This window comes from Larkinella soli (assembly GCF_003703975.1).
GTDB lineage: Bacteria > Bacteroidota > Bacteroidia > Cytophagales > Spirosomataceae > Larkinella > Larkinella soli.
Genome location: NZ_QTJY01000023.1, coordinates 1 through 19,901, shown reverse-complemented (window position 1 = coordinate 19,901; position 19,901 = coordinate 1). Strand labels below are relative to the sequence as shown.

Here is a 19,901-nt window from a genome sequence, read left to right as displayed (position 1 = left end):
ATGAAGGGAGGGATCAGACAATGGATGCTGTTCGGTCTGCTGGCCGTGTCTCTGGCCGGCCGGGGGCAGACCGTTCGGACGAGTGAAGACCGGACGATTGCGAGCGACACGGTCGATCAATCAGGCATGGACGTGTCGGGCTGGATGGATTTTACCTGGTTTCAGCCGAAAGGCGACGGCCTCACCGACGACACGCCCAAACTGCTTCAGGCCCTGACCCTCTGCCGGGCCCGCAACCTCGGCCTGCTGGTCGATCCCGCCAAAACCTACCTGCTCCGAACCCCGGTCGATTTCCAGTTTACCGGGACGGTGGCCGTCAAATCCCGGCGGCCCGGCAAACCGGCGGTTTTTCTGCTGCCCGACACCCAGCAGGTTCCGTTCCAGTTTACGGCAGGAGCCGGTTCGCTCAACACCCGAATCACCAGAGATGTTGCGGCCGGCGACCGCACCGTCAGTCTGGCTTCCACCGCCGGTCTGAACGTCGGCGACCTGCTCCTGATCCAGTCGACGGCCGACTGGCCCATTGAAACCGGCACCAAAAAGGGAGAGTTCAACGTCGTGGAAGCGATTTCCGGCCCGACCGTTACCCTGAAACAGCCCTGCCAGGATGCCTATACGGTTTCGGAAATCAAATCCGTGACGAGTTACCGCCCGGCCCGGCTTTTTCTTCAGGATATCGAACTCAGCGTTCGGAAAACCGGCAACCGGCCCGTGGTCGGGCTTTCGCTCCGGTATCTGCAATACAGCATCATCAACCGGGTCACCATCCGCCATGCCCAGTATGCCTCCTCGCAGTTTTACGGCTGTTACGATACCGAAATCGCTTACTGCGTGTTTGAGAAGGCCAACGAAGAGGGGCAGGGCTACGGCATCGCCACCGTGGGCGGGCTGCTCTATAACGTCCACGACAACCGTTCGTTCGGCTGCCGCAAACTCTGCGACTTTTCGAGCAGCGGCATCGGGGGGCCGACGCGGCTCAGCCGGGCGACGGGGAACGTGGCCGTGGGAGAGGGCGAAACCAACCTCGGCAACGACCTGTTTACGATCCAGTCGTTCTGCATAGCTACCCACGGCGGAGCGGAGGGCATTCTGATTCAGGGAAATACCGCCACCAACTGCCAGACCGGTTTTCAGCTTCGGGGGAAGGACATCACCCTCAACGGCAACCTCATTCTGGGCAAGTGCCAGCTGCCGATTTCGCTCTCCGGCGGGCAGAACCACGTCGTGACCAATAACGCCTATCACTCGCTGCTGAAGGCCGGCGGGGGCAGTCCCGACCCGGCTTCGTATCCGGGCGCCGGCATCGAACTGGCCGGTACGCTGCTGCCGGCGGGCTATCTGACGATCAAGGGCAACTCCTTCGACTACGTCCGTAACTACGGTATTTACGCCGACCACGTGCGGCAGCGGTGCGTCATTCAGCACAACCATTTCGAATTTGCCGGTCCGGTCCGGGCGGCCAACAACCCGGTGCTGGTATTATGGGACGGCGTCCGGGCACCGGTATCGGGGCTGCGCGTCCGCGACAATACGTTCAACCCGTCGGCCGAGGGCGCCGGGCCGGGGAGCGGTCTGATGACGCTGGTGCGGAATGCGTCCGCTTACCCGACCGGGGCGCTCCTCGACTGGGCAGCCTGCGACGTGCAGGGGCTACGGGCCGCCGACGTGCTGACGGTGGGTTCCGAAACCGGAGAGACGCCCACGCAGGTTTCGCTTGAAAAGCTGTATATTGATCAGAAAGATCACGTATTTTCCCTGACCGGCGAGTTCAGCTTCCGGTTTCGGACGGCCGTGCGACCCGTGCTGATCGGGGCGGCTCCGCCGGCCTCACCGGTTCAGTTCGGCTTTGGAACGACCGAATCCGATGGGCTGCTGGTGGGAAAAGTGGCGGCAGGCGCCGGCCAGATTGGTTTCGGAGCGCAGACCGGCTCCTTTGGAGGTACTTTTAACGGGGACTCAAGATACACGTTCGTCGTTGACATTCGTTACCGTACGCCCTGATTGTCGGACGTCGGTGCGTCTAAGCCGCCGGGAATTCTGGCCTGTTCTTTGCTAAGGAACCGAATGGTATCAGAACCCGACCGATGTTATGAAAAAGAACTATTTTCTCTTTTTTGCTCTGATCAGCGCCCTGAAGGGCCAGGCCCAGCAGGCGCCCGTGATCCGACCCGAAACCGGCAATGCGGTGGTGACGTCCGACAAACAGCGGTACCGGCTGGCCGCGACCAACTGGGTAGACTTCGCCCAGTTCAAACCCGCCGGCGACGGGGCCACCGACGATTCTCCGAAATTCCGGCAGGCGCTGGATTATTGCCGGAACAACAAGGTCGGTCTGCTGGTCGATCCGACCCGGTCTTACTTCCTGAAAACGGCGCTCGATTATGCCTTCACCGGTACCATCGCCATCAAGTCCAAAACCGTGGGGAAACCGGCCGTTTTTCACCTGCCCGACAACGAACTGTATCCCATTCTGCTCTCGGCCCAGGAAGGTCCGCTCCGGACTACGATCACCAGAAGCATAAAGCCCGGCGAAAAGGCAATCACCCTGGCCAGCACCAGCGGTCTCAAAGCCGGTGACCTGATCGTCATCCGCTCCAAAACCAACTGGCCGCTCGACGAGGATACCAAAAAGGCGGAATACAACATCGTCGAATCCGTTTCAGGGAAGGTCGTCAATCTGCGGCACGCGTGCCAGGATGCCTACTCGACCAACGAAATGCGGGAAGTGGCCCATTTTCTGCCGGCGTCCGTGGAATTTCAGGACCTGGAGTTCCGCGTCCGGAAAACCGGTAATAAATCGGTGATCGGTCTGGGCCTGCTGAACCTCCAGAACAGCACCGTCGACCGGGTCACCATCCGCAACGCCCAGTATGCTTCCAGCGAATACTACGGCTGTTATAACATCGAGATCAGCAACTGTGTCTTCGAGAAAGCCAACGAGCAGGGGCAGGGATACGGGGTCGCGCTGGTGGGCGGGATGCTGTACAATGTGCATGACAACCGTTCCTACGGCTGCCGCAAACTCTGCGACTTCTCCGGCAACGCCAACCACGGCCCCAGCCGCCAGAGCCGGGCGACGGGCAACGTGGCCGTGGGGGAAGGCGAAACCAACCTCGGCAACGACCTGTTTACGATCCAGTCGTTCTGCATAGCCACCCACAACGGGGCCGACGGCATCCTGATCGAAGGCAATACCGCCGTCAACTGCCAGACCGGTTTTCAGCTCCGGGGCCGGAACATCACCGTGAAAGGCAACCGGATCATCGGCATGAGCCTGGTGCCCATCAGCCTTTCGGGCGGGCAGAACCATACGGTGACCGATAATATCTACACCTCCCTGCTCGACCAGAACAAATCGGCACGGGTGAATTACGACAAATATCCCCATGCGGTGATCGGGCTGTCGGCGGCCCTGCATCCGGAAGGTACGCTGACGATCCGGAACAATACCTTCGACTTCGTCCGGAATTACGGCATCTACGCCGACGGCGTCCGGCAGCGGTGTATCATCGAGGGCAACCGCTTCGTATTCAATGCCCTGGGTGATGCCGATACCGAGCCGGTGCTGTGCTTCTTCGATCAGATCCGCTCTCCGCTGGTCAACGTGAAGGTGCGCGACAATACATTCACGGCCTCCGGTTCGCTGAAAATCACCAATCACATGACGCTGGTGCGGCACGGATCCTACGCCGGCGGCCGCCTGCTCGACTGGGGAACCTGCGACGTGCAGGGGCTGCGGGCGAGCGATGTCGTGACCCTCATTGCTGAAACCGGCGAGAAGCCCGCCAAAAATTCCATCGACAAGGTGCTGATTACCAAGAAAGACAATGTCGTGACGGTGACCGGGCAGTTCGGCTTCATGTTCAATAATCCGAACCGGCCGGTATTCAGCGGGCTGCCTTCCTCGGGGCGGGCCCTCAGCCAGTTGTTCGACTTCAAGGTGCTGAACAACAATTCAACCTGTAAGGGAAAAGTGGTTACGGACAAAGGGCAGGTGATGTTCGGAGCCCAGCCGAATTCTTACGGAGCCACCTACAAAGCCAAAACGGAACACGCCATCGGCGTCGACCTGAAGTATGCGGTGCAATGAGCGGGGAAAGGAATGAAAAAACGAAGTTCAGGACACCTTCCCGGTGTCCTGAATGATTTTAAAGACCTGTGAAATCCGACGGCGGGCGACCGGCAGCACTTTGCCGTTGGTCAGGGTGATCTGGACGTGATAGGTGGAGATCCGGCGGAGGTCGACGACATGCCGCGGGTTGACGAGGGCGCCCCGGCTGATCCGAACAAAGTCGGGCAGCATGCGCTGCCAGCGGGCCAGCGTCTTGGCCATCATGACGGCCGGGCCTTCTTTCATATGCAGCAGGCTATAGTTGCCGTTCCCTTCCAGCCAGATCAGTTCGGTCAGGGGAAGAGCCGGTTTAAAACCCCGCAGGACCAGGGAGCCTGTTTGCATCTGTATCATGAAACGGTCGTAAGTTGTCGGGTGACGTCGTGAAGAAACTGCCGTACTCTTTCGGCTTCGGCCGTCAGCTCGCAACGGTCGGCGTCGAGGCAATCCGCCAGAACCAGTTTGTCGGTAACGGAAGCGATCCGCTGAATGCGGCCGTTCTGCCGGGCCCACAGGCTGTACCCGTAGACGGCCTCCGGGCATTCTTCCAGGACGGCGAAACCATAGGGCGTCGTGTCGCCGGAGGGGTGGTTCCACAGGATGAACCAGCGGGCCTGGGCCAGAATCTGATTCAGAGACAGCCGCCGTTGCTCCCAGGCCATGAAACGGTCGAGAGGCCGGCCGTTCAGACCCGGTTCGGCAACCTCCTGAACATGAGGAGTCGACAAGGGTTCCGACTCCCTGGTTTCTGTTTGAATACTAGTGCGTTGAGTAAACCAGAAAGACATATTTTTCACGTTGAATACTCTGCCAAAGCCCTGAAATCTCGCAAAAAACGGTGGTTTTGGCGGTTTGGCAGCAGGGGATGTAACCATTTTCAATCAGGTTTTACCAATTACAATGCCATATTCCCCGCTTCCTTCATCTTTTAGAGAATTTTAATGAAAATGGTAAAATAATTATGCAGGACGGCCTTTATCTTAATTTGAAATTAGCCTGCGGGGCTTCAAAAGAAACGTTTAAGGGCTTGCCGTTAGGGGTTGGCACAGTACTTGTCGGACAAAGGGCAGGGAACGGATCGTGGATGCCGGCAGAAACGGAAAAGCGGAAGGCCTGATCAGTGAATGCTCCTGAGCGGCCGGTCGTCGTAGTCTGCAAGGGGCGATCCGGCCCGCCGTAACGATCGCACGATGACACTCAACCATCCCACGACCGGGCACTATTATTATACAAATGGGGTGCCCACCCTGCTTACTCCGTCCGCCATTGAAGAACTTACCCGCCAGGGGCCGGCGTCCCGACCCCAACCCATCCGCCTGACCCGGCAATGGCTCACTTCCTTCGGCTTCGAACCCGATGCGTCCGGGCATACCTGGTCTTTTGAGGACATCCGGCTGGTTCCGGGGCTCAACTGCTGGCTCTGCGCCCGCACCCGGCGCTACCTCCGGTTCGTCCATGAATTGCAGGTACTGTTCGAGGAAACCTACGAAACCGAACTGGTCGCCCAGCAACGGCAGCAGCCGGTACAGACACCGTCCTGGGCGTTTGGGAAAAGCTATGTCTATAAATAATGAATAGCGAATGCTGAACATTGAATAACGAAATGGCGCTGCCGATTCAGCAGGGCGGAGCCACTTCAGTATTCGTTATTCAACATTCGCTATTCATTATTCCCTATTCCTCAATTTACGGCCGGGCCATACACCAGCCGGAGGTACTGCTTCTGGAGATTTGAAAAGTAAGCCCAGAGGGAAAGGCCGCCGATGTAGACCAGGGCAATGACCCGCTGGTCGACGTACGGAAGCAGAGCCAGTACCAGCACGGCCGCCCGGCTGATTTCCAGATAAAACACCCATTGCCGCTGTTCGAGCAGCGCCCCGCAGTTGACGAGCGTGATCAGAATGAACAAAGCCGCCGAAAGCTGCGGCCAGAGAGGAATCGAGCGTTCGAACAGCAGCACCAGGAACAGGATCAGGAGCGTGCCGGCCAACTGACCGGTGACGTAACCCCGAAACCGTCGGCTGGTGGCATGAACCGACGACCGCAGCAGAAATCGCTTTTCCAGCCCGGTCCGGACCGTCGGGTCCACCGTGTCGGGTCGGCTGAACAGCAGCCGCAGCCGGGCGCCCCAGCCGCGCGTGCGCCGGGCGGTTTCGAGCAGTTCCAGCAGAAAATGAAAATGCTGCCACAGAAAGCTGTGGCTGTTGAGCGGCTTCGTCAGCCCGTAGACCGGCTCCTCCTTCTCCTCCGCAAACGTCCCGAAGAGTTTATCCCAGAAAATCAGCACGTCGCCGTAATTTTTGTCAAGGTACTGCGGGTTGCAGGCGTGGTGAACGCGGTGGTGGGAGGGCGTCACGAAGATGTATTCCAGAAAACCCAGCCGGCCGACCAGGCGCGTGTGAATGAAGAACGGGTAGAGGCCGTGGATCAGCAGCATCGTGGTGATCATCTCCGGCGGAAAACCGATCACCGGCAGGATGGACCAGAACCCCGTCCGGACCAGCGCCTGAAAGACCGTGATCCGGGCCGAAACCGTGTAGTTGAAATCCTCGCTCTGGTGATGCACGACGTGGACGCTCCAGAAAACGTTCATCTCATGCGCCAGCCGGTGGTACCAGTACCAGACGAAATCCGTCGCCAGGAAGAGGGCCAGCCAGCCCAGAATGCCCGGCCGCAGGTCGAAGAGGGCGTAATGCCGGTGCAGGTAGTCGTAGACGAAATAAAACGCCCCGACCGTGAAGCTGTCGGCCAGGCGTTCGGCAATGCCGATGGTGAGGTTGGCGGCCGAATGATTGAAGCGGAAATAGGGCTTGTTCCAACGGCGGGCCAGGAAGTATTCAAACCCCATGAAAAACAGAAACAAAGGTACGGCGAGCGCAATCAGATTGATTTCCATAAAATAGTTAATCTATTGGAAATATATTCTTATGGGCAAAAATGAGGAAGCGAAGCGGTATTTGCAACTTTCCGTCGGTTTTTCATCGCACTCCGGCCGGTCGTTCGGTTTCGGAGCCGTTGGTAGTAAAAACCGGGCGCCGGCGACTTTCTGGGGTAAAACCCATTGACCATGCAGCTACAGCTTCACCGACGTTACCTCTTTCTTTTCTTTTTTCTCTGCTGCCTCTCCGTTGACCTCCTCGCGCAGCCCGACCTGCTGAGCGGCAAATATTCGAAGGAAGAACTCGGCAAAGTGCTGATTCCCCAGGCCGACTGGAAACCGTTTCCGAAACGGGACGACCGCGCCGGCTGGGCAAAGGCCGACCCCGAGATGATGAAGGGATATCTGAAGAAGGCGGAGGGCTACCTGACCTACAACTGGCCCAGCGTTCCGGCCACGAAGTCGCTGCTGATCGAGCGCAACGCCAACCGGAGCGAATACGAAGCCGTCAGTTTTCAGAAACGGGAGGTGCTCGGCACCCTGCTTCTGGCCGAAATCTATGAAAATCAGGGTCGTTTCGTAGACCCGATCATCGACGGCGTCTGGTCGATCTGTGAGGAGTCGTTCTGGGGGTCTTCGGCGCACCTGCCGCGCGGCAGGGACTTCGCCGGCCTGATGGACGTGTCGAAGCCGTTCGTCGATCTGTTTGCGGCCGAAACCGCCACTTATTTGGCCTGGGTGGATTATTACCTGGGCGACCGGCTCGATGCGGTTTCCCCGCAGATCCGGAAGCGGATTTATCATGAAACGAATTACCGCATCTTTCAGCCGCTCATGACCCAGCCTCACGGCTGGATGTCGAAGAATTCCAACGGCCGCCCGCCCAACAACTGGAATCCCTGGATCTGCTCCAACTGGCTCAACACGGTATTGCTGCTCGAAAAGGACGACGCGAAGCGGACGGAAGCCGTCGCCAAAATCCTGAACGTGCTCGACCAGTTTCTGAACCCGTACCCGAGAGACGGGGGCTGCGACGAGGGGCCAAGCTACTGGGGGGCCGCGGCCGCGTCGCTCTACGACAACATCGCCCTGCTGAACCAGGCCACCAACCAGGCCTTCCGGTACGTTTTCGCCGACGAGAAGGTGCGGAATATGGGCAAGTTCATCTATCGCGCCCAGATCAGCGAGAAGTATTTCCTGAATTTTGCCGACGCCGACCCGCAGCCGGGCATGGCCGCCACGATGATCTACCGGTTCGGCAAGGACATCGAGGACCCGGACATGATGCGTTTCGGGGCCTATTACCGGCAGCCGGAGAACGGCAGCCTCGGCCGGTTTCATTATTTCCGGAACTTCTACGCCCTATTCATCCAGGACGAGTTCCGCAAGGCCAAAAAGGGCCTGCCGCTGCCGAAAGACGTCTGGCTGCCCGACCTGCAGGTGTTCGCGGCCCGCGACCAGGTCGGGTCGACGAAGGGCTTTTACGTGGCGGCCAAGGGCGGCCACAACGACGAGAGCCACAACCACAACGACGTCGGAAACTACGTGGTGTATTACGACGGCCAGCCCCTGCTGATCGACGTGGGGCGCGGCACGTACACCGGCAAGACCTTCAGCAGCAAGCGGTACGAGATCTGGTACAACTGTTCGGACTACCACAACCTGCCCACCGTCAACGGCCGGACCCAGCCGCCGGGGGCGAAATACAAAGCCGCCCTTATCGCCTACAAGACCGGCCCGGCGGTCACCCAGTTCGACCTGGACATCGCCGGAGCCTATCCCGAGGAGGCCGGTATCGACAGCTGGAAGCGGACCATCCGGCTCAACCGGGGCAAAAACGTGCAGGTCGACGATGCCGTCACGCTCGAAAAAGCCGAATCGCTGACCCAGCACCTGATGACCTGCTACCCGACCGAACCGGGCAAACCCGGCGAACTCATCATCCACTACGCGCCGAAAGAAGGCACCGCCCGGGATTTCGTGGTGCGGTATGATGCGAAGAAATTTCAGCCGCAGGTGGAGAAGGTGAAGCTGGAGGCTCCGGAGGACCAGGGCATCGTTACCAAGTGGGGCGATACCATCTACCGGATCAGTTTCAAGGCCGTGGCCCCGAAAACCGCCGACCGCTTCAACTTTACGGTGGCCGCCCGCTGAGACCGGCCGTCCGTCCGGTCTGTCCGCAATCGAACAGAATTTGTCCGACTCCGTACATTCTAAAATATTGGCGAAAAAATCAGATTATTGATAACCAGGTGGTTAAAGAGATTGGCACGGCGTTTGGAATTTGTCTATGCGAACGGTTAACAACAACTGCCAAGACATCCAACAACAAATACTAAACACATCACGTCATGTTCAATCTCCTGAATTCTCTGGTTTGCGCTGCCCTGTTCAGTACGTCACCCGTTAGCGATCCGGCTTCCCCGAAAGCCCTCTCATTCGACGCCAGCGCCTATGTCACGGTGAAGAATGAAATCCGGGTTTCCGTTGAAAAAACGGCGGAGGAGCCCGTGACGGTCCTGCTGCGGAACCGACGGAACGAGCTGCTTTTCCGGGAGGTAATCGGCCGGAAAGACCTGAAATACGCACTGAAAATGAAAGTGGCCGACCTGGCCGACGGGCAGTATGAACTTGAAATCCGATCTTCCAGGGGAAGCATCCGGAAAGAGATCAGCCTGGTTACCCCGAAGGAAACCAATCGGCAGATCGTGATGCTCCCGACTTCGCTTCAATAAATTAGGTTAAGAAAAAACGGAAAGCCGTCTCTGTGTCTCAGGGGCGGCTTTTTTGTGGTTCGGGCCGGGCTTTCCGGAACTGGCCGGGGCTTTGCCGGTAATATTTCCGGAAGATGCGGCTCAGGTGGCTCTCGTCGGTGAAACCCAGCTCGAAGGCAATCTGCGAAATGCTCCAGCTGCTGTAGAGAAGCCGGGTTTCCACCACCTTCAGTTTATAGCGGAGGATATATTGCTGGAGCGATTCGCCGGTCTGCCGTTTGAAGAAGATGCTCAGGTAGTTGGGCGAATAATGAAACTGCCGGGCCAGGTGGTTGATGCGGAGTTTGTCGGGTTCGGCGATGTGCTGCCGGACGTAGACGAGCAGGTCCTCCAGCGCGGGCAGCGACACCGGCCCCTCCGGTCGGGTCTGAAGCGTGTGCCGGTAAATGTTGCGGGCCAGAATGCTCAGAATCGACCGCATGAGGTGGCCCATGATGGTGTCGGCAAACCGGTTTTTGCGGTGGTCGTACTCGTCGATCAGGACCGTCAGCAGATGGTCGATCCGCTGCTTTTCCGCCGGGTCCTTCACGATGCTGCCGACCGACTGGTAGGGCGCGTGAAAGAGATATTCCATCGTTTGCTCCCAGGATTTTCCGGCCCCCTCCCTCGACTCGCTCCGGAAGAACAGCTCCGTAAACCGCAGGTAACAGAAGCGGGTCCGGGCCTCGATTTTGAAAAGGTGATGGTCTTCCGGCCCCAGCAGAAACACGTCGCCCGGCCGGTAGTCGAACTCAAACTCGTTGACCACGTGCCGGCCGTGCCCCTCGTCGATGAAAATGATCTCGAAATAGCTGTGGTTGTGGAGCGGATACGGCCATTCGCTTTCCTCGAAGCGGAAAATGTTGAACGGCTCGTGCTGGGTGAAACGCTTCATGAGACGACAAAATACTGAGGAATGATGGATTTTTACAAGTACATCCTTCGCATATCCTACCACCTTTGTATGGATAACAGCCACTTAATCCGTACAACGACCGATGAAAAAGGTAACGCGTTCCGAATTTTTACAGAAATCCACCCTGGCCCTGGCCGGAGCCGGTCTGGCCGGCGCTGCCGCCACCGAGGCCCAGGCCGTACCCGTCAGCAACATGTTCGTCCACCACGTCTATTTCTGGATGAAAAATCCGGACAGCAAGGAAGACCGCGCCCGGCTCCTGAAGGGCCTCCAGACGCTTCCGACCATCGAAGTCATCAAGACCGCCCACATCGGCGTTCCGGCCGACACGAATCGGCCGGTCATCGACACCACCTACCAGTTTTCGCTGCTGCTGGTGTTCAACAACCGCAAGGACCAGGACATCTACCAGACCCACCCGACGCACCTCAAGTTTGTCGAGGACTGCTCCGGGCTCTGGACGAAAGTAACCGTCTATGACTCGGTCAATGCGGTGACGGTCTGAGTTGGGGAACAGACCACCCCCCAGCCCCCTCCTTGCTAAGGAGGGGGTGGCTTCGCAGGGTTTTGAAAATGGCGGAGCGCTCCCCCTCCTTAGCAAGGAGGGGGCTGGGGGTGGTCTGGGGGGGTGGGGCCGCTTCACTATTTTGTTCCTTTCGGGGGTTAGGTCAGGATAGGTATTCCGGAAAGCCGGCCATTCAGGGAAAATGGTGGCTCCGGTGAAGCCCGGCCCCGCCCCCCAACTCATTGAAACCAGGAACACATCTGAAAAAATGACATAGGATTTATCGGAAGGAATCCTGATAAAATTATAATTCCTTCTATAAAATTATATCTTTCAAAGAATATTTAAAATGAATTAGGGATTTCGTCGGATAGATTGACTATACATGAAATCACAGCAGAACGTATCTCGGATGAATTATCGACTAATTCCCGAAGAGCAGTTGGTGGGTTTTCTCCGGGACGACGATGCCGGGGCGTTCGAGGAAATCTACAACCGCTACTGGTACAAGCTTTTCGGGGTGGCCTATCACCAGATCGGAACGAAGGAGGAGGCTGAGGAGCTGGTTCACGATCTGTTCGAGAGCCTGTGGCACCGTCGGCGGCAGCTGGTGGTGCGGCACCTGGGCATGTATCTGGTGGTGTCCATCAAACACCTGTCGACCAATTACATCAAGTCGCAGATCAACCACCGGCGGCTGCAGGAGTATTTGATTCTGCACGAGATGCAGCAGTCGTTCTCCACCGAGGAACTGGTGAATTTCGCCGATCTGTCACAGGCGGTGGAGGAAGTGATGAAGAAGCTGCCGGAGAAAACCTGCGAGATTTTTCGCCTGAGCCGCTTCGAAAACCGGTCGGTGCGCGACATCGCCAACGAACTGAATCTGTCGGAGAAAGCGATCGAATACCATCTGACCAAGTCGATGAAATTGCTGAAAGAGCAGTTGCGGGCCTATCAGAACTATAATTAACCGGGGTTGCACCGGACGCCGAAAACCGAATCCGAATGTCACAGCACGAGTTTGATAAATTACTGGAAAAGTACCTCGCCGGAGCCTGTGATCCGGAGGAGGAAAAGATCATTCTCGACTGGTACGAGCGGGTTGGGCAGGTTCCGGTGCCGGTCGAAGCCGGGGAGAAGGAAGCCATCCGGCAGCGCATCTGGCAGCGGCTGTATACGAAAACGGTCGGAACGTCGGCGGTTCGTCCGCTGCTGACCCGGGCCCGCCTGGCGATGGCGGCCTGCGTGCTGCTCGTGCTGGCCGGCGCGGTCTGGGTCCTGAGCGAATACCGCCGGTCGGCGGCTCCGGTGGGGCAGTCGGCCCCGGCGCAGGGCAGCATCGAAATCCGCAACATCGCCGGCAAGCCCCAGCCCGTTCGGCTCGAAGACGGCAGCGTGGCGGTATTGCAGCCGAACAGCGTCCTGAGCTACCCCGAACACTTCAGCCGGAAAAACCGGCGGGTGTTTCTGAAAGGGGAAGCCTTTTTTCAGGTGACGAAAGACCCCACCAAGCCCTTCATCGTGCAGGCCGGGGATCTGACCACCGAGGTGCTGGGCACCAGCTTTACCGTGAAATCCTACGAGGGCGCCAAAACCATCGAGGTGGCCGTGGCGACGGGCCGGGTGTCGGTCTATGAGAACACCGAAGCGTCTATACCCGACCGTAAGGAAGTGATTCTGAAGCCGAACCAGCGAATTACGTACGATAAACAGAGCAAGCAGCTCATCCCGACCCTGATCGAGCGCCCGGAGAAACTGGCGGCTCCCGGTCCGACCCGTAGCTTCGTGTTTGAGAACATGGCGCTGCCCGACGTGCTGAAACGGCTGGAGGCCGCTTACGGAATCGACATCTTCCTGGAGAACGACGCCCTGAGCGGCTGCATGTTCAACGGCGACCTCAACGAGCTGCCCCTGTTCACGCAGCTTGAACTCATCTGCAAATCATTGAACGCCAAATATGAAACCCGGGGAACCAGCATTTTCATCAACGGAAAAGGCTGCCCCTGAACGAGCTTTTACTTTATTCCTTAAACCTTGATTACTTGTTCCTAAACCCTTAATTCCTTTTTTGAAAACGTAACATTCCCGCTTCACGAAAAAGCCGATGATGGTTCCAGCATCATCGGCTTCAAAAACCCCTTCCTGAACGCTTGTCGGCTTCATCTTCGCAGATGAACAGGGGGCTTGTTTTTACCCAAAAATTGAATGAAAACGTAGTAAAAGTATGAAAAAAAACTTTTCCGTTAAAACGATTCTCTACGAAGCGATGCGGATTTCATTGACGCAGATTTTACTCATAACGCTCTGTTGCGGAATCGCTTACGCTCACGATGCCCGTGGACAGGAAGTACTCAACAAGACCATTACGCTCTCCCTTGAATCGGTCGAAGTCCGGAACGTCCTGAGCCGGATCGAGAAGCAGATCGGGGTGAAGTTCGTCTACAGCCCGAACTCGGTTCAGATCAGTAAAAAAGTCTCGCTGAACGTCGCCAACGAACGCTTGGCCCTGGTGCTGGACGGCCTGCTGGTGCCGCTGGGCATCTCCTACGAAGTCATCGGCACCCGCATCGTGCTACGGAAGACGGAAGCCGGCGGGGAAGCCAGCGCGGCCGTCACCATCACCGGTCGCGTCACCGACGATACGGGCCTTCCCGTGCCGGGGGCCACCATCCGGCTCCGGGGCAACAGCAGCGTCGGCACCACCACCAACGGCGAAGGCAGATATACCCTTAACCTGCCCGACAATACCGGGGTGCTGGTCATCTCCTCCATCGGCTTTGCCACGCAGGAGGTGCCGGTCGGCAGCCAGACGGTAATCGACATCATTCTTCAGACCGAAACCAAAGGGCTGGAGGAAGTGGTTGTGACGGCCCTGGGCATCCGGAAAGAGTCCAAAAAGGTCGGCTATGCCACCGCCACCGTCAATACCGAGCAGATCACGACCAACCGCACCGTCAACCTCGGCAACAGCCTCCAGGGCAAGGTGGCCGGGGTAAACGTGACGGCCCCGACGGGCGGCCCCGGCGGAACGTCCAAAATCCGGATTCGCGGCCAGTCGTCGTTCAAGGGCGACAACTCCCCGCTGATCATCGTCAACGGCGTGCCGATCAACAACACGAACTTCTCCAGCCGCCAGGGCGACACCGACGGAACCACCAACCGCTCCGGCTCGGCGGCCGACGCCGGCGACGGACTCCAGTCGATCAACCCCGACGACATCGAAACCATCACCGTCCTGAAAGGGTCCACGGCCGCGGCCCTCTACGGTTTCCGGGCCAAGGACGGCGCCATCGTCATCACCACCAAAACCGGCCGCACCGGCCAGGGCATCGGGGTGGAGATCAACTCCAACTTCACGGCCGACCGGGCGCTGGATTATACGGATTTTCAGTATGAATACGGTCAGGGTGAGTTCGGCAAGCGGCCGGGCACCGTGGGCGAGGCCCAGAGTTCGGGGGTGTTCAGCTTCGGCGAGAAGATCGACGGCAAGCCGACCTACCAGTTCGACGGGGTGCAGCGCCCATACCAGGCCTATAAAAACCGTATCCGGGATTTTTACCGCACCGGCACCACCTGGACCAACACTGTGGCCCTCTCCGGCGGCAGCGACAAGGGCGGTTTCCGGCTCTCGTTTTCCAATACCGACGCCAACGGCATCATCCCGAACTCCGATTTCCACAAGAAAATCCTCAACCTGGGCCTCAACTACCAGTTTACGCCGAAATTCACGGCCCAGCTCAACGCCAACTATTCCAACGAGTTCAACCACAACCCCCCGCAGGTCGGTTTGCAGGACCTGAACGCCAACACGACGGTCTACACCACGGCCACGACGGTGTCGATGAAGGTGCTGGAGGCCAATCGCTACGACGAGAACGGCTATGAGCGGGCCACCTCCCGCTTCACAAACCGCAACAACCCCTACTGGGTGGCCTACGACCGCTTCGAAAACGCCCGCCGGGACCGGATTTTCGGGAACGCCAGCCTTCGCTACCAGTTCACGGACTGGCTGTACGTGCAGGGCCGCATCGGACAGGACTACTACACCCGCCCGTATGAGTACAACCGCCCGACCGGGACGCGCTCGGTGTCGGCGGCCGCGACGGGCTTCAACGGGTATTATTATCAGGAAGTGATCACGTTCCGGGAGCGGAACATGGATTTCCTGCTGGGTGCGACGAAGAACTTCGGCCATTTCGGCTTTGACCTGACGCTGGGCGGCAACCAGCTTCAGCAGGTGTATACCAACAACAGCGCATCGGCCACCAACTTTTACATCCGGGGGCTGTATACGATCATGAACGGGCAGAACAAGGACCCGCAGTATGCCTACAGCAAGAAACAGGTGAACTCACTCTACGGCGCGGCCGAGTTTTCGTTCAAGAACGTCGCCTTCGTGAACGTAACGGCCCGGAACGACTGGTTCTCGACCCTCAACCCGGCCTCAAACAGCTACCTGTATCCGTCCGTCAGCGGGAGCCTCGTGCTGAGCGACGCCCTCCGCGAGCGGCCGGTCTGGATGAACTACGCCAAGCTGCGGGCGGCCTACGCCGAAGTGGGCGGGGATACCGACCCGTATCAGAACAACCTGTATTACAGCCTGAACGCCAACCCGCTGCAGGGACAGGCGCTGGGGTTTGTGACGACCAGCGTCAACCCCAACGCCAACCTGCGGCCCTTGAAAGTGAAGGAAGCCGAAGTCGGTCTGGAACTGCGGGCGCTCGACAGCCGCGTCAGCCTCGATCTGGCCCTGTACCGGAAAAATACCGTCGATGAAATCCTGAACGTCGACATCTCCAACGCGTCGGGTTACGACAAGACGAAGGTCAACGTCGGGCGGCTGCGCAACCAGGGCGTCGAGGTGCTGCTGACGCTGGTGCCGGTCAAACGGCCGAAATTCAACTGGGAAACCACCTTCAATGTCACCTATAACGAGAGCAAAGTGCTGGCGCTGGCGGGCGGCCAGCAGCGGCTCAAGGTGGGCCAGGGCGACTTCTTCGGCGAGGTATGGCACGAGGTCGGACTGCCGATGGCTTCCCTGCGGGGCATCGCCTACAAGCGCGACGGGCAGGGCCGCATCATCACCTCGGGCGGCAAGCCGGTGGCCGGCGACATCGTCACCTTCGGCAGCGCCATCCCGAAATGGACCGGTGGCTGGCTCAACACACTCACTTACAAGGGATTCCGTGTCTTCACGCAGGTCGACTTCAAGGCCGGTCACAAGCTGATTTCCAATTCGAACCTGAACTTCCTGCGGCACGGCCTCTCGAAGGCGTCGCTGGTGGGCCGCGAGGGCGGGGTGGTCTTCGACGGGGTCAACTCCGACGGCTCGGCCAACACGACGAAGGTCGAAGCCGAAGACTTCTACTCCAGCTACCGCAGCACCAACAACGCCGAGCGGTTCGTCTACGACGCGGGTTTCGTGCGCTGGCGGGCCCTGTCGATCGGCTACGACCTGTCGCGGTTCGTCAACAAGACCTTCATCAAGGGCCTGACGGTATCGGCGATCTGCAACAACGTGCTGCTGATCAGGAAGTCCCTCGACAACCTGGACCCGGAAGCCCTCTCGGGTGCTTCGGATAACATCCAGGGCATCGAAACCCACTCGCTGCCGACCACCCGGAGTTTCGGAGTCAACCTGAACGTCAAACTCTAAGCCCCCCCGGACCGATTGTTATGAAAAAAATACTATCCCTCCTGACCATCACCGCCCTGGCAGCGGGCCTGAGCAGCTGCGACAAAGGGTTCGAGGAAGTGAACCGCAACCCGGTGCAGTCGACCACCATCGACCCCATTTACCTGTTCTCGAACGCCCAGTTTTCGACCACCCTCTCGGCCCAGACCATCATGTATGAGTCGGCCATCGTGCAGCAGATCGTGACGCCCTTCGGCGGGGTCAATACCGGCGGCAACTACAACCAGGACTACCGCGACAACTCCCGCGCCAACTGGAACAACCTCTTCAGCGGCACCAACAACGGCAATAACGGCCCGATCAAGCTGCTGTCGGAGGTGATGGCCAAAACGAAGGACGACCCGGCCCGCAGCAACCTGTATAATATGTCGCGCATCTGGCGGGCGTATGTTTTCAGCGTGCTGGTCGATACCTACGGCGACGTGCCCTACCGGGAAGCCGGGCAGGCGTTTCTGGGCGGCATCAACCTGCCCAAATACGACCCCCAGCCGGAAATTTACAACGACCTGCTGACCGAACTGGAGCAGGCCACGGCCGCCCTCGACGCGTCGAAGCGGATCGAAGCCGGCGACCTGTTCTATAAAGGCAACATTGCCCAGTGGAAGCGGCTCGGCAATGCGCTGCTCCTGCGGCTGGCGATGCGGTATACGAAAGTCGACGCCCAGAAGGCACAGACCTACGTGCAGAAGGCCGTGCAGGGCGGGGTGTTCCAGTCGAACGACGACAATGCGAAGATTCAGTATTCGAGCATATACACCAGCCCGTACGCGAACCTCTTCAACGGGACGGAAAAGGCCAATTTCTACCTGGCGCAGCCCTTCGTGGATTATCTGAAGAAAACCGCCGACCCGCGCCTGAAGGCGATCGCCACCAAATACGCCGAACCGTCGAAAGACCCGGCCGCCACGACCGAAGACAACAACCCGGCCGCCCAGGTCGGAATGCCGCTGGGTTTCGACAACGGCACGCTGGCGACGGCGACGGGTTACCCGGGCAACGTCGGCTCCGGCGGCTGGAAATATTCGCAGCTCAACCGGCGCACGGTGGCGAAAGTGGATGCCCCGCAGCATTACGTCACTTACGCCCAGACGCAGCTATTGCTGGCCGAAGCCGCCCAGCGCGGCTGGATTCAGGGCAAAGCCGAGGATTTTTACAAAGCAGGCGTCACGGCCCACCTAAACCAGATGCGGGAATACGATGCCGCGGCCTCCGTCCCGGCCACCGACATCACGACCTACCTGACCGCCAACCCCTTCGACCCGGCCAAAGCCCTGGAGCAGATCAACACCCAGTACTGGGTGGCCTCGTTCCTGAACGGCCCCGAAGCCTGGGCCAACTGGCGCCGGAGCGGTTTTCCGGCCCTGACGCCGAACAAATACCCGAGCAAAACGCTTCAGGGCGAATTTATCCGCCGGCTGACCTATCCGCTGAACGAGAAGTCGGTGAACGCGGAGAACTACAACGTGGCCGTGGCCCGGCAGGGTCCCGACGATCTGGATACCCGCGTTTTCTGGGATAAATAACCGGCGATCTGATCCGACGATGAAAAGACTATATCCTTACCTGCTGGGCGCTGGGGTCATCCTGCTGACGGTGGCGGCCGTCCTGGCCCTGCTCGGGCAGGGGAGTGCGACGGGCGGGCCGGTTCTGGCCGGGCTGGTGCTGCTGGCTCTCGGCATCCGGCACGACCCGGTCTGGAGCGGCCTGACCTTCACGGTACTGATCCTGACCGCCGTCGCGACGGCGATGTACCATCCCGAGTGGTTCCAGCGCTGGGGCGGCTTCGAACTGAAGCGGCTGATCATCCCGTTGCTCCAGATCATCATGTTCGGCATGGGGTCGCAGTCGAGCCTGGAAGATTTTGCCGGGATTCTCCGGAATCCGAAGGGGGTGCTGGTCGGGGTGGTGAGCCATTACGTGATCATGCCGCTGATCGGGTTCGTGCTGGCGACGTTCCTGCCGCTGCCTCCGGCCATCGCCATGGGCATCGTGCTGGTCGGCTGTTCACCCAGCGGGCTGGCTTCCAACGTCATGGCGTTCATCGCCCGGGCGAACGTGCCGCTGTCCGTGACGGTAACCGCCTTCTCGACCCTGCTTTCACCCTTTCTGACGCCTGCGCTGCTGAAACTGCTGGCGGGCCAGCTCGTTCCGGTCGATTTCTGGAAGATGGTCATGGAGATTCTGAACATCACCATTCTGCCCATCGTGGCCGGCCTGACGTTCAACGCCTTCGCCTACGGTAACCAGACGCGCCGGAGTGTGGGCATCCAACTGATTGTTTACTTCGGGATCATCCTCCTGAAAAACTTCCTTGGTGCGAACATGGGCGAGGGCGACCTGGCCGAAGGCGCCGTCTGGAACGCGATGTGGTTCCTGGTGTTTCCGGCGCTGGCCGGCTGGTCGTTTCACAAAGCCGCCGGCGGCCGGCGCGAGGGGCTCGACCGGGTGCTGGCGCTGTTGTCGATGGTCGGCATCACGGTGATCGTGACGGTGATCACGGCGGCCGGTCGGCAGAGCCTGCTGGAAGTCGGTCTGCTGCTGATTCTGGCCTGTTTTCTGCACAATACCCTCGGCTATCTGCTGGGTTACTGGACCTGCCGGGTCGTGGGCCTGAACGATCAGTCGAGCCGTTCGGTGGCTTTCGAGGTCGGGATGCAGAACGCGGGCATGGCTTCCGGGCTGGCGCTCCAGATGGGACAACTGGCTACGACCGGTCTCGCTCCGGCCATTTTCGGCCCGCTGATGAACACCTCCGGGTCGATGCTCGCCAACTGGTGGCGCAGCCGCCCGCCCCGAGAGGAGGAGCCGCTGCCCGAACCCGCCGACCGGCCGAAAGCCTCAAAAGTTGATTTCTAACCTGTAAATGATAGTTATTGCCCGAATCTTTCTCTAATCACTACGATGAAAAAGGTGCAAACCCTGCTGGAGATGCTCAAGCGGCATCCCGAACCCTCAACCCTTTCCCAACCTCTGGTGCAGCCCGTCGGCCAGCCGCTCACCCCGCCCGCCGGTGACCGGCGTCAGTTCCTGCGCAACTCCGCCC

15 protein-coding genes are annotated in these 19,901 nt (G+C 59.1%); 11 read left to right on the top strand and 4 right to left on the bottom strand.

Translation table 11 applies throughout. The features are described from left to right. Window positions 1-2,001 carry a right-handed parallel beta-helix repeat-containing protein gene (locus DX909_RS26680; protein ID WP_128548308.1) on the top strand — a complete coding sequence of 667 codons (2,001 nt, stop codon included), beginning with the start codon at window positions 1-3 and terminating at the stop codon, window positions 1,999-2,001. 88 nt (window positions 2,002-2,089) lie between these two features. Beyond that, complete coding sequence (locus DX909_RS26675) at window positions 2,090-4,090, top strand: right-handed parallel beta-helix repeat-containing protein (protein ID WP_128548307.1); 2,001 nt, start codon at window positions 2,090-2,092, stop codon at window positions 4,088-4,090. Window positions 4,091-4,117: 27 nt separating this feature from the next. On the opposite strand, the gene DX909_RS29675 is transcribed toward DX909_RS26675, so the two are convergent. Together DX909_RS29675 and DX909_RS29670 are read right to left on the bottom strand one after the other, a co-directional pair. Then, window positions 4,118-4,465 carry a LytTR family DNA-binding domain-containing protein gene (locus DX909_RS29675; RefSeq protein WP_164851420.1) on the bottom strand — a complete coding sequence of 116 codons (348 nt, stop codon included), beginning with the start codon at window positions 4,463-4,465 and terminating at the stop codon, window positions 4,118-4,120. Further along, window positions 4,462-4,839 (bottom strand): hypothetical protein, encoded by a 378-nt coding sequence (locus DX909_RS29670; protein WP_164851419.1) that lies wholly within the window; start codon window positions 4,837-4,839, stop codon window positions 4,462-4,464. The genes DX909_RS29675 and DX909_RS29670 overlap by 4 nt, the downstream gene beginning before the upstream one ends. Before the next feature lie 462 nt (window positions 4,840-5,301). On the opposite strand from DX909_RS29670, the gene DX909_RS26665 reads away from it, so the two are divergent. After that, complete coding sequence (locus DX909_RS26665; RefSeq protein ID WP_128548305.1) at window positions 5,302-5,682, top strand: hypothetical protein; 381 nt, start codon at window positions 5,302-5,304, stop codon at window positions 5,680-5,682. 110 nt (window positions 5,683-5,792) lie between these two features. Here the strand turns inward: DX909_RS26665 and DX909_RS26660 are convergent, their stop codons facing one another. Then, entirely contained in the window at window positions 5,793-7,007 is a 1,215-nt protein-coding gene (locus DX909_RS26660) for a sterol desaturase family protein (protein ID WP_128548304.1), read from the bottom strand. A gap of 171 nt (window positions 7,008-7,178) precedes the next feature. Here DX909_RS26660 and DX909_RS26655 point away from each other — a divergent pair, with 171 nt between their 5' ends. Then, window positions 7,179-9,143, top strand: a complete 1,965-nt coding sequence (locus DX909_RS26655; RefSeq protein WP_128548303.1) for a heparinase II/III domain-containing protein — start codon at window positions 7,179-7,181, stop codon at window positions 9,141-9,143. 197 nt (window positions 9,144-9,340) lie between these two features. Further along, on the top strand, window positions 9,341-9,724 hold the full coding sequence (locus DX909_RS26650; RefSeq protein WP_128548302.1) for a hypothetical protein: 384 nt from the start codon (window positions 9,341-9,343) through the stop codon (window positions 9,722-9,724). A 37-nt stretch (window positions 9,725-9,761) separates the two neighbouring features. On the opposite strand, the gene DX909_RS26645 is transcribed toward DX909_RS26650, so the two are convergent. Then, on the bottom strand, window positions 9,762-10,637 hold the full coding sequence (locus DX909_RS26645) for an AraC family transcriptional regulator (RefSeq protein ID WP_128548301.1): 876 nt from the start codon (window positions 10,635-10,637) through the stop codon (window positions 9,762-9,764). Window positions 10,638-10,740: 103 nt separating this feature from the next. Between DX909_RS26645 and DX909_RS26640 the strand changes: the two genes are divergently transcribed. From DX909_RS26640 to DX909_RS26615, 6 genes are all read left to right on the top strand, one after another. Next, window positions 10,741-11,163: a Dabb family protein gene (locus tag DX909_RS26640; protein ID WP_128548300.1), complete on the top strand. Its 423-nt coding sequence runs from the start codon at window positions 10,741-10,743 to the stop codon at window positions 11,161-11,163. Window positions 11,164-11,575: 412 nt separating this feature from the next. Then, window positions 11,576-12,133: an RNA polymerase sigma factor gene (locus DX909_RS26635; protein WP_128548299.1), complete on the top strand. Its 558-nt coding sequence runs from the start codon at window positions 11,576-11,578 to the stop codon at window positions 12,131-12,133. 35 nt (window positions 12,134-12,168) lie between these two features. Next, entirely contained in the window at window positions 12,169-13,170 is a 1,002-nt protein-coding gene (locus DX909_RS26630) for a FecR family protein (RefSeq protein WP_128548298.1), read from the top strand. A gap of 217 nt (window positions 13,171-13,387) precedes the next feature. Then, complete coding sequence (locus DX909_RS26625; protein ID WP_229311210.1) at window positions 13,388-16,819, top strand: SusC/RagA family TonB-linked outer membrane protein; 3,432 nt, start codon at window positions 13,388-13,390, stop codon at window positions 16,817-16,819. Window positions 16,820-16,839: 20 nt separating this feature from the next. Beyond that, complete coding sequence (locus tag DX909_RS26620) at window positions 16,840-18,381, top strand: SusD/RagB family nutrient-binding outer membrane lipoprotein (protein ID WP_128548297.1); 1,542 nt, start codon at window positions 16,840-16,842, stop codon at window positions 18,379-18,381. Between the two features lie 19 nt (window positions 18,382-18,400). Beyond that, entirely contained in the window at window positions 18,401-19,714 is a 1,314-nt protein-coding gene (locus tag DX909_RS26615; RefSeq protein ID WP_128548296.1) for a bile acid:sodium symporter family protein, read from the top strand. Window positions 19,715-19,901 lie beyond the last annotated feature (187 nt).

Excerpts from the sequence above, each read along its gene's own strand:
- DX909_RS26680 (WP_128548308.1), top strand. The coding sequence starts at position 1 with ATGAAGGGAGGGATCAGACAATGGATGCTGTTCGGTCTGCTGGCCGTG.
- DX909_RS26675 (WP_128548307.1), top strand. The coding sequence starts at position 2,090 with ATGAAAAAGAACTATTTTCTCTTTTTTGCTCTGATCAGCGCCCTGAAG.
- DX909_RS29675 (WP_164851420.1), bottom strand. The coding sequence starts at position 4,465 with ATGATACAGATGCAAACAGGCTCCCTGGTCCTGCGGGGTTTTAAACCG.
- DX909_RS26665 (WP_128548305.1), top strand. The coding sequence starts at position 5,302 with ATGACACTCAACCATCCCACGACCGGGCACTATTATTATACAAATGGG.
- DX909_RS26660 (WP_128548304.1), bottom strand. The coding sequence starts at position 7,007 with ATGGAAATCAATCTGATTGCGCTCGCCGTACCTTTGTTTCTGTTTTTC.
- DX909_RS26655 (WP_128548303.1), top strand. The coding sequence starts at position 7,179 with ATGCAGCTACAGCTTCACCGACGTTACCTCTTTCTTTTCTTTTTTCTC.
- DX909_RS26650 (WP_128548302.1), top strand. The coding sequence starts at position 9,341 with ATGTTCAATCTCCTGAATTCTCTGGTTTGCGCTGCCCTGTTCAGTACG.
- DX909_RS26645 (WP_128548301.1), bottom strand. The coding sequence starts at position 10,637 with ATGAAGCGTTTCACCCAGCACGAGCCGTTCAACATTTTCCGCTTCGAG.
- DX909_RS26640 (WP_128548300.1), top strand. The coding sequence starts at position 10,741 with ATGAAAAAGGTAACGCGTTCCGAATTTTTACAGAAATCCACCCTGGCC.
- DX909_RS26635 (WP_128548299.1), top strand. The coding sequence starts at position 11,576 with ATGAATTATCGACTAATTCCCGAAGAGCAGTTGGTGGGTTTTCTCCGG.
- DX909_RS26630 (WP_128548298.1), top strand. The coding sequence starts at position 12,169 with ATGTCACAGCACGAGTTTGATAAATTACTGGAAAAGTACCTCGCCGGA.
- DX909_RS26625 (WP_229311210.1), top strand. The coding sequence starts at position 13,388 with ATGAAAAAAAACTTTTCCGTTAAAACGATTCTCTACGAAGCGATGCGG.
- DX909_RS26620 (WP_128548297.1), top strand. The coding sequence starts at position 16,840 with ATGAAAAAAATACTATCCCTCCTGACCATCACCGCCCTGGCAGCGGGC.
- DX909_RS26615 (WP_128548296.1), top strand. The coding sequence starts at position 18,401 with ATGAAAAGACTATATCCTTACCTGCTGGGCGCTGGGGTCATCCTGCTG.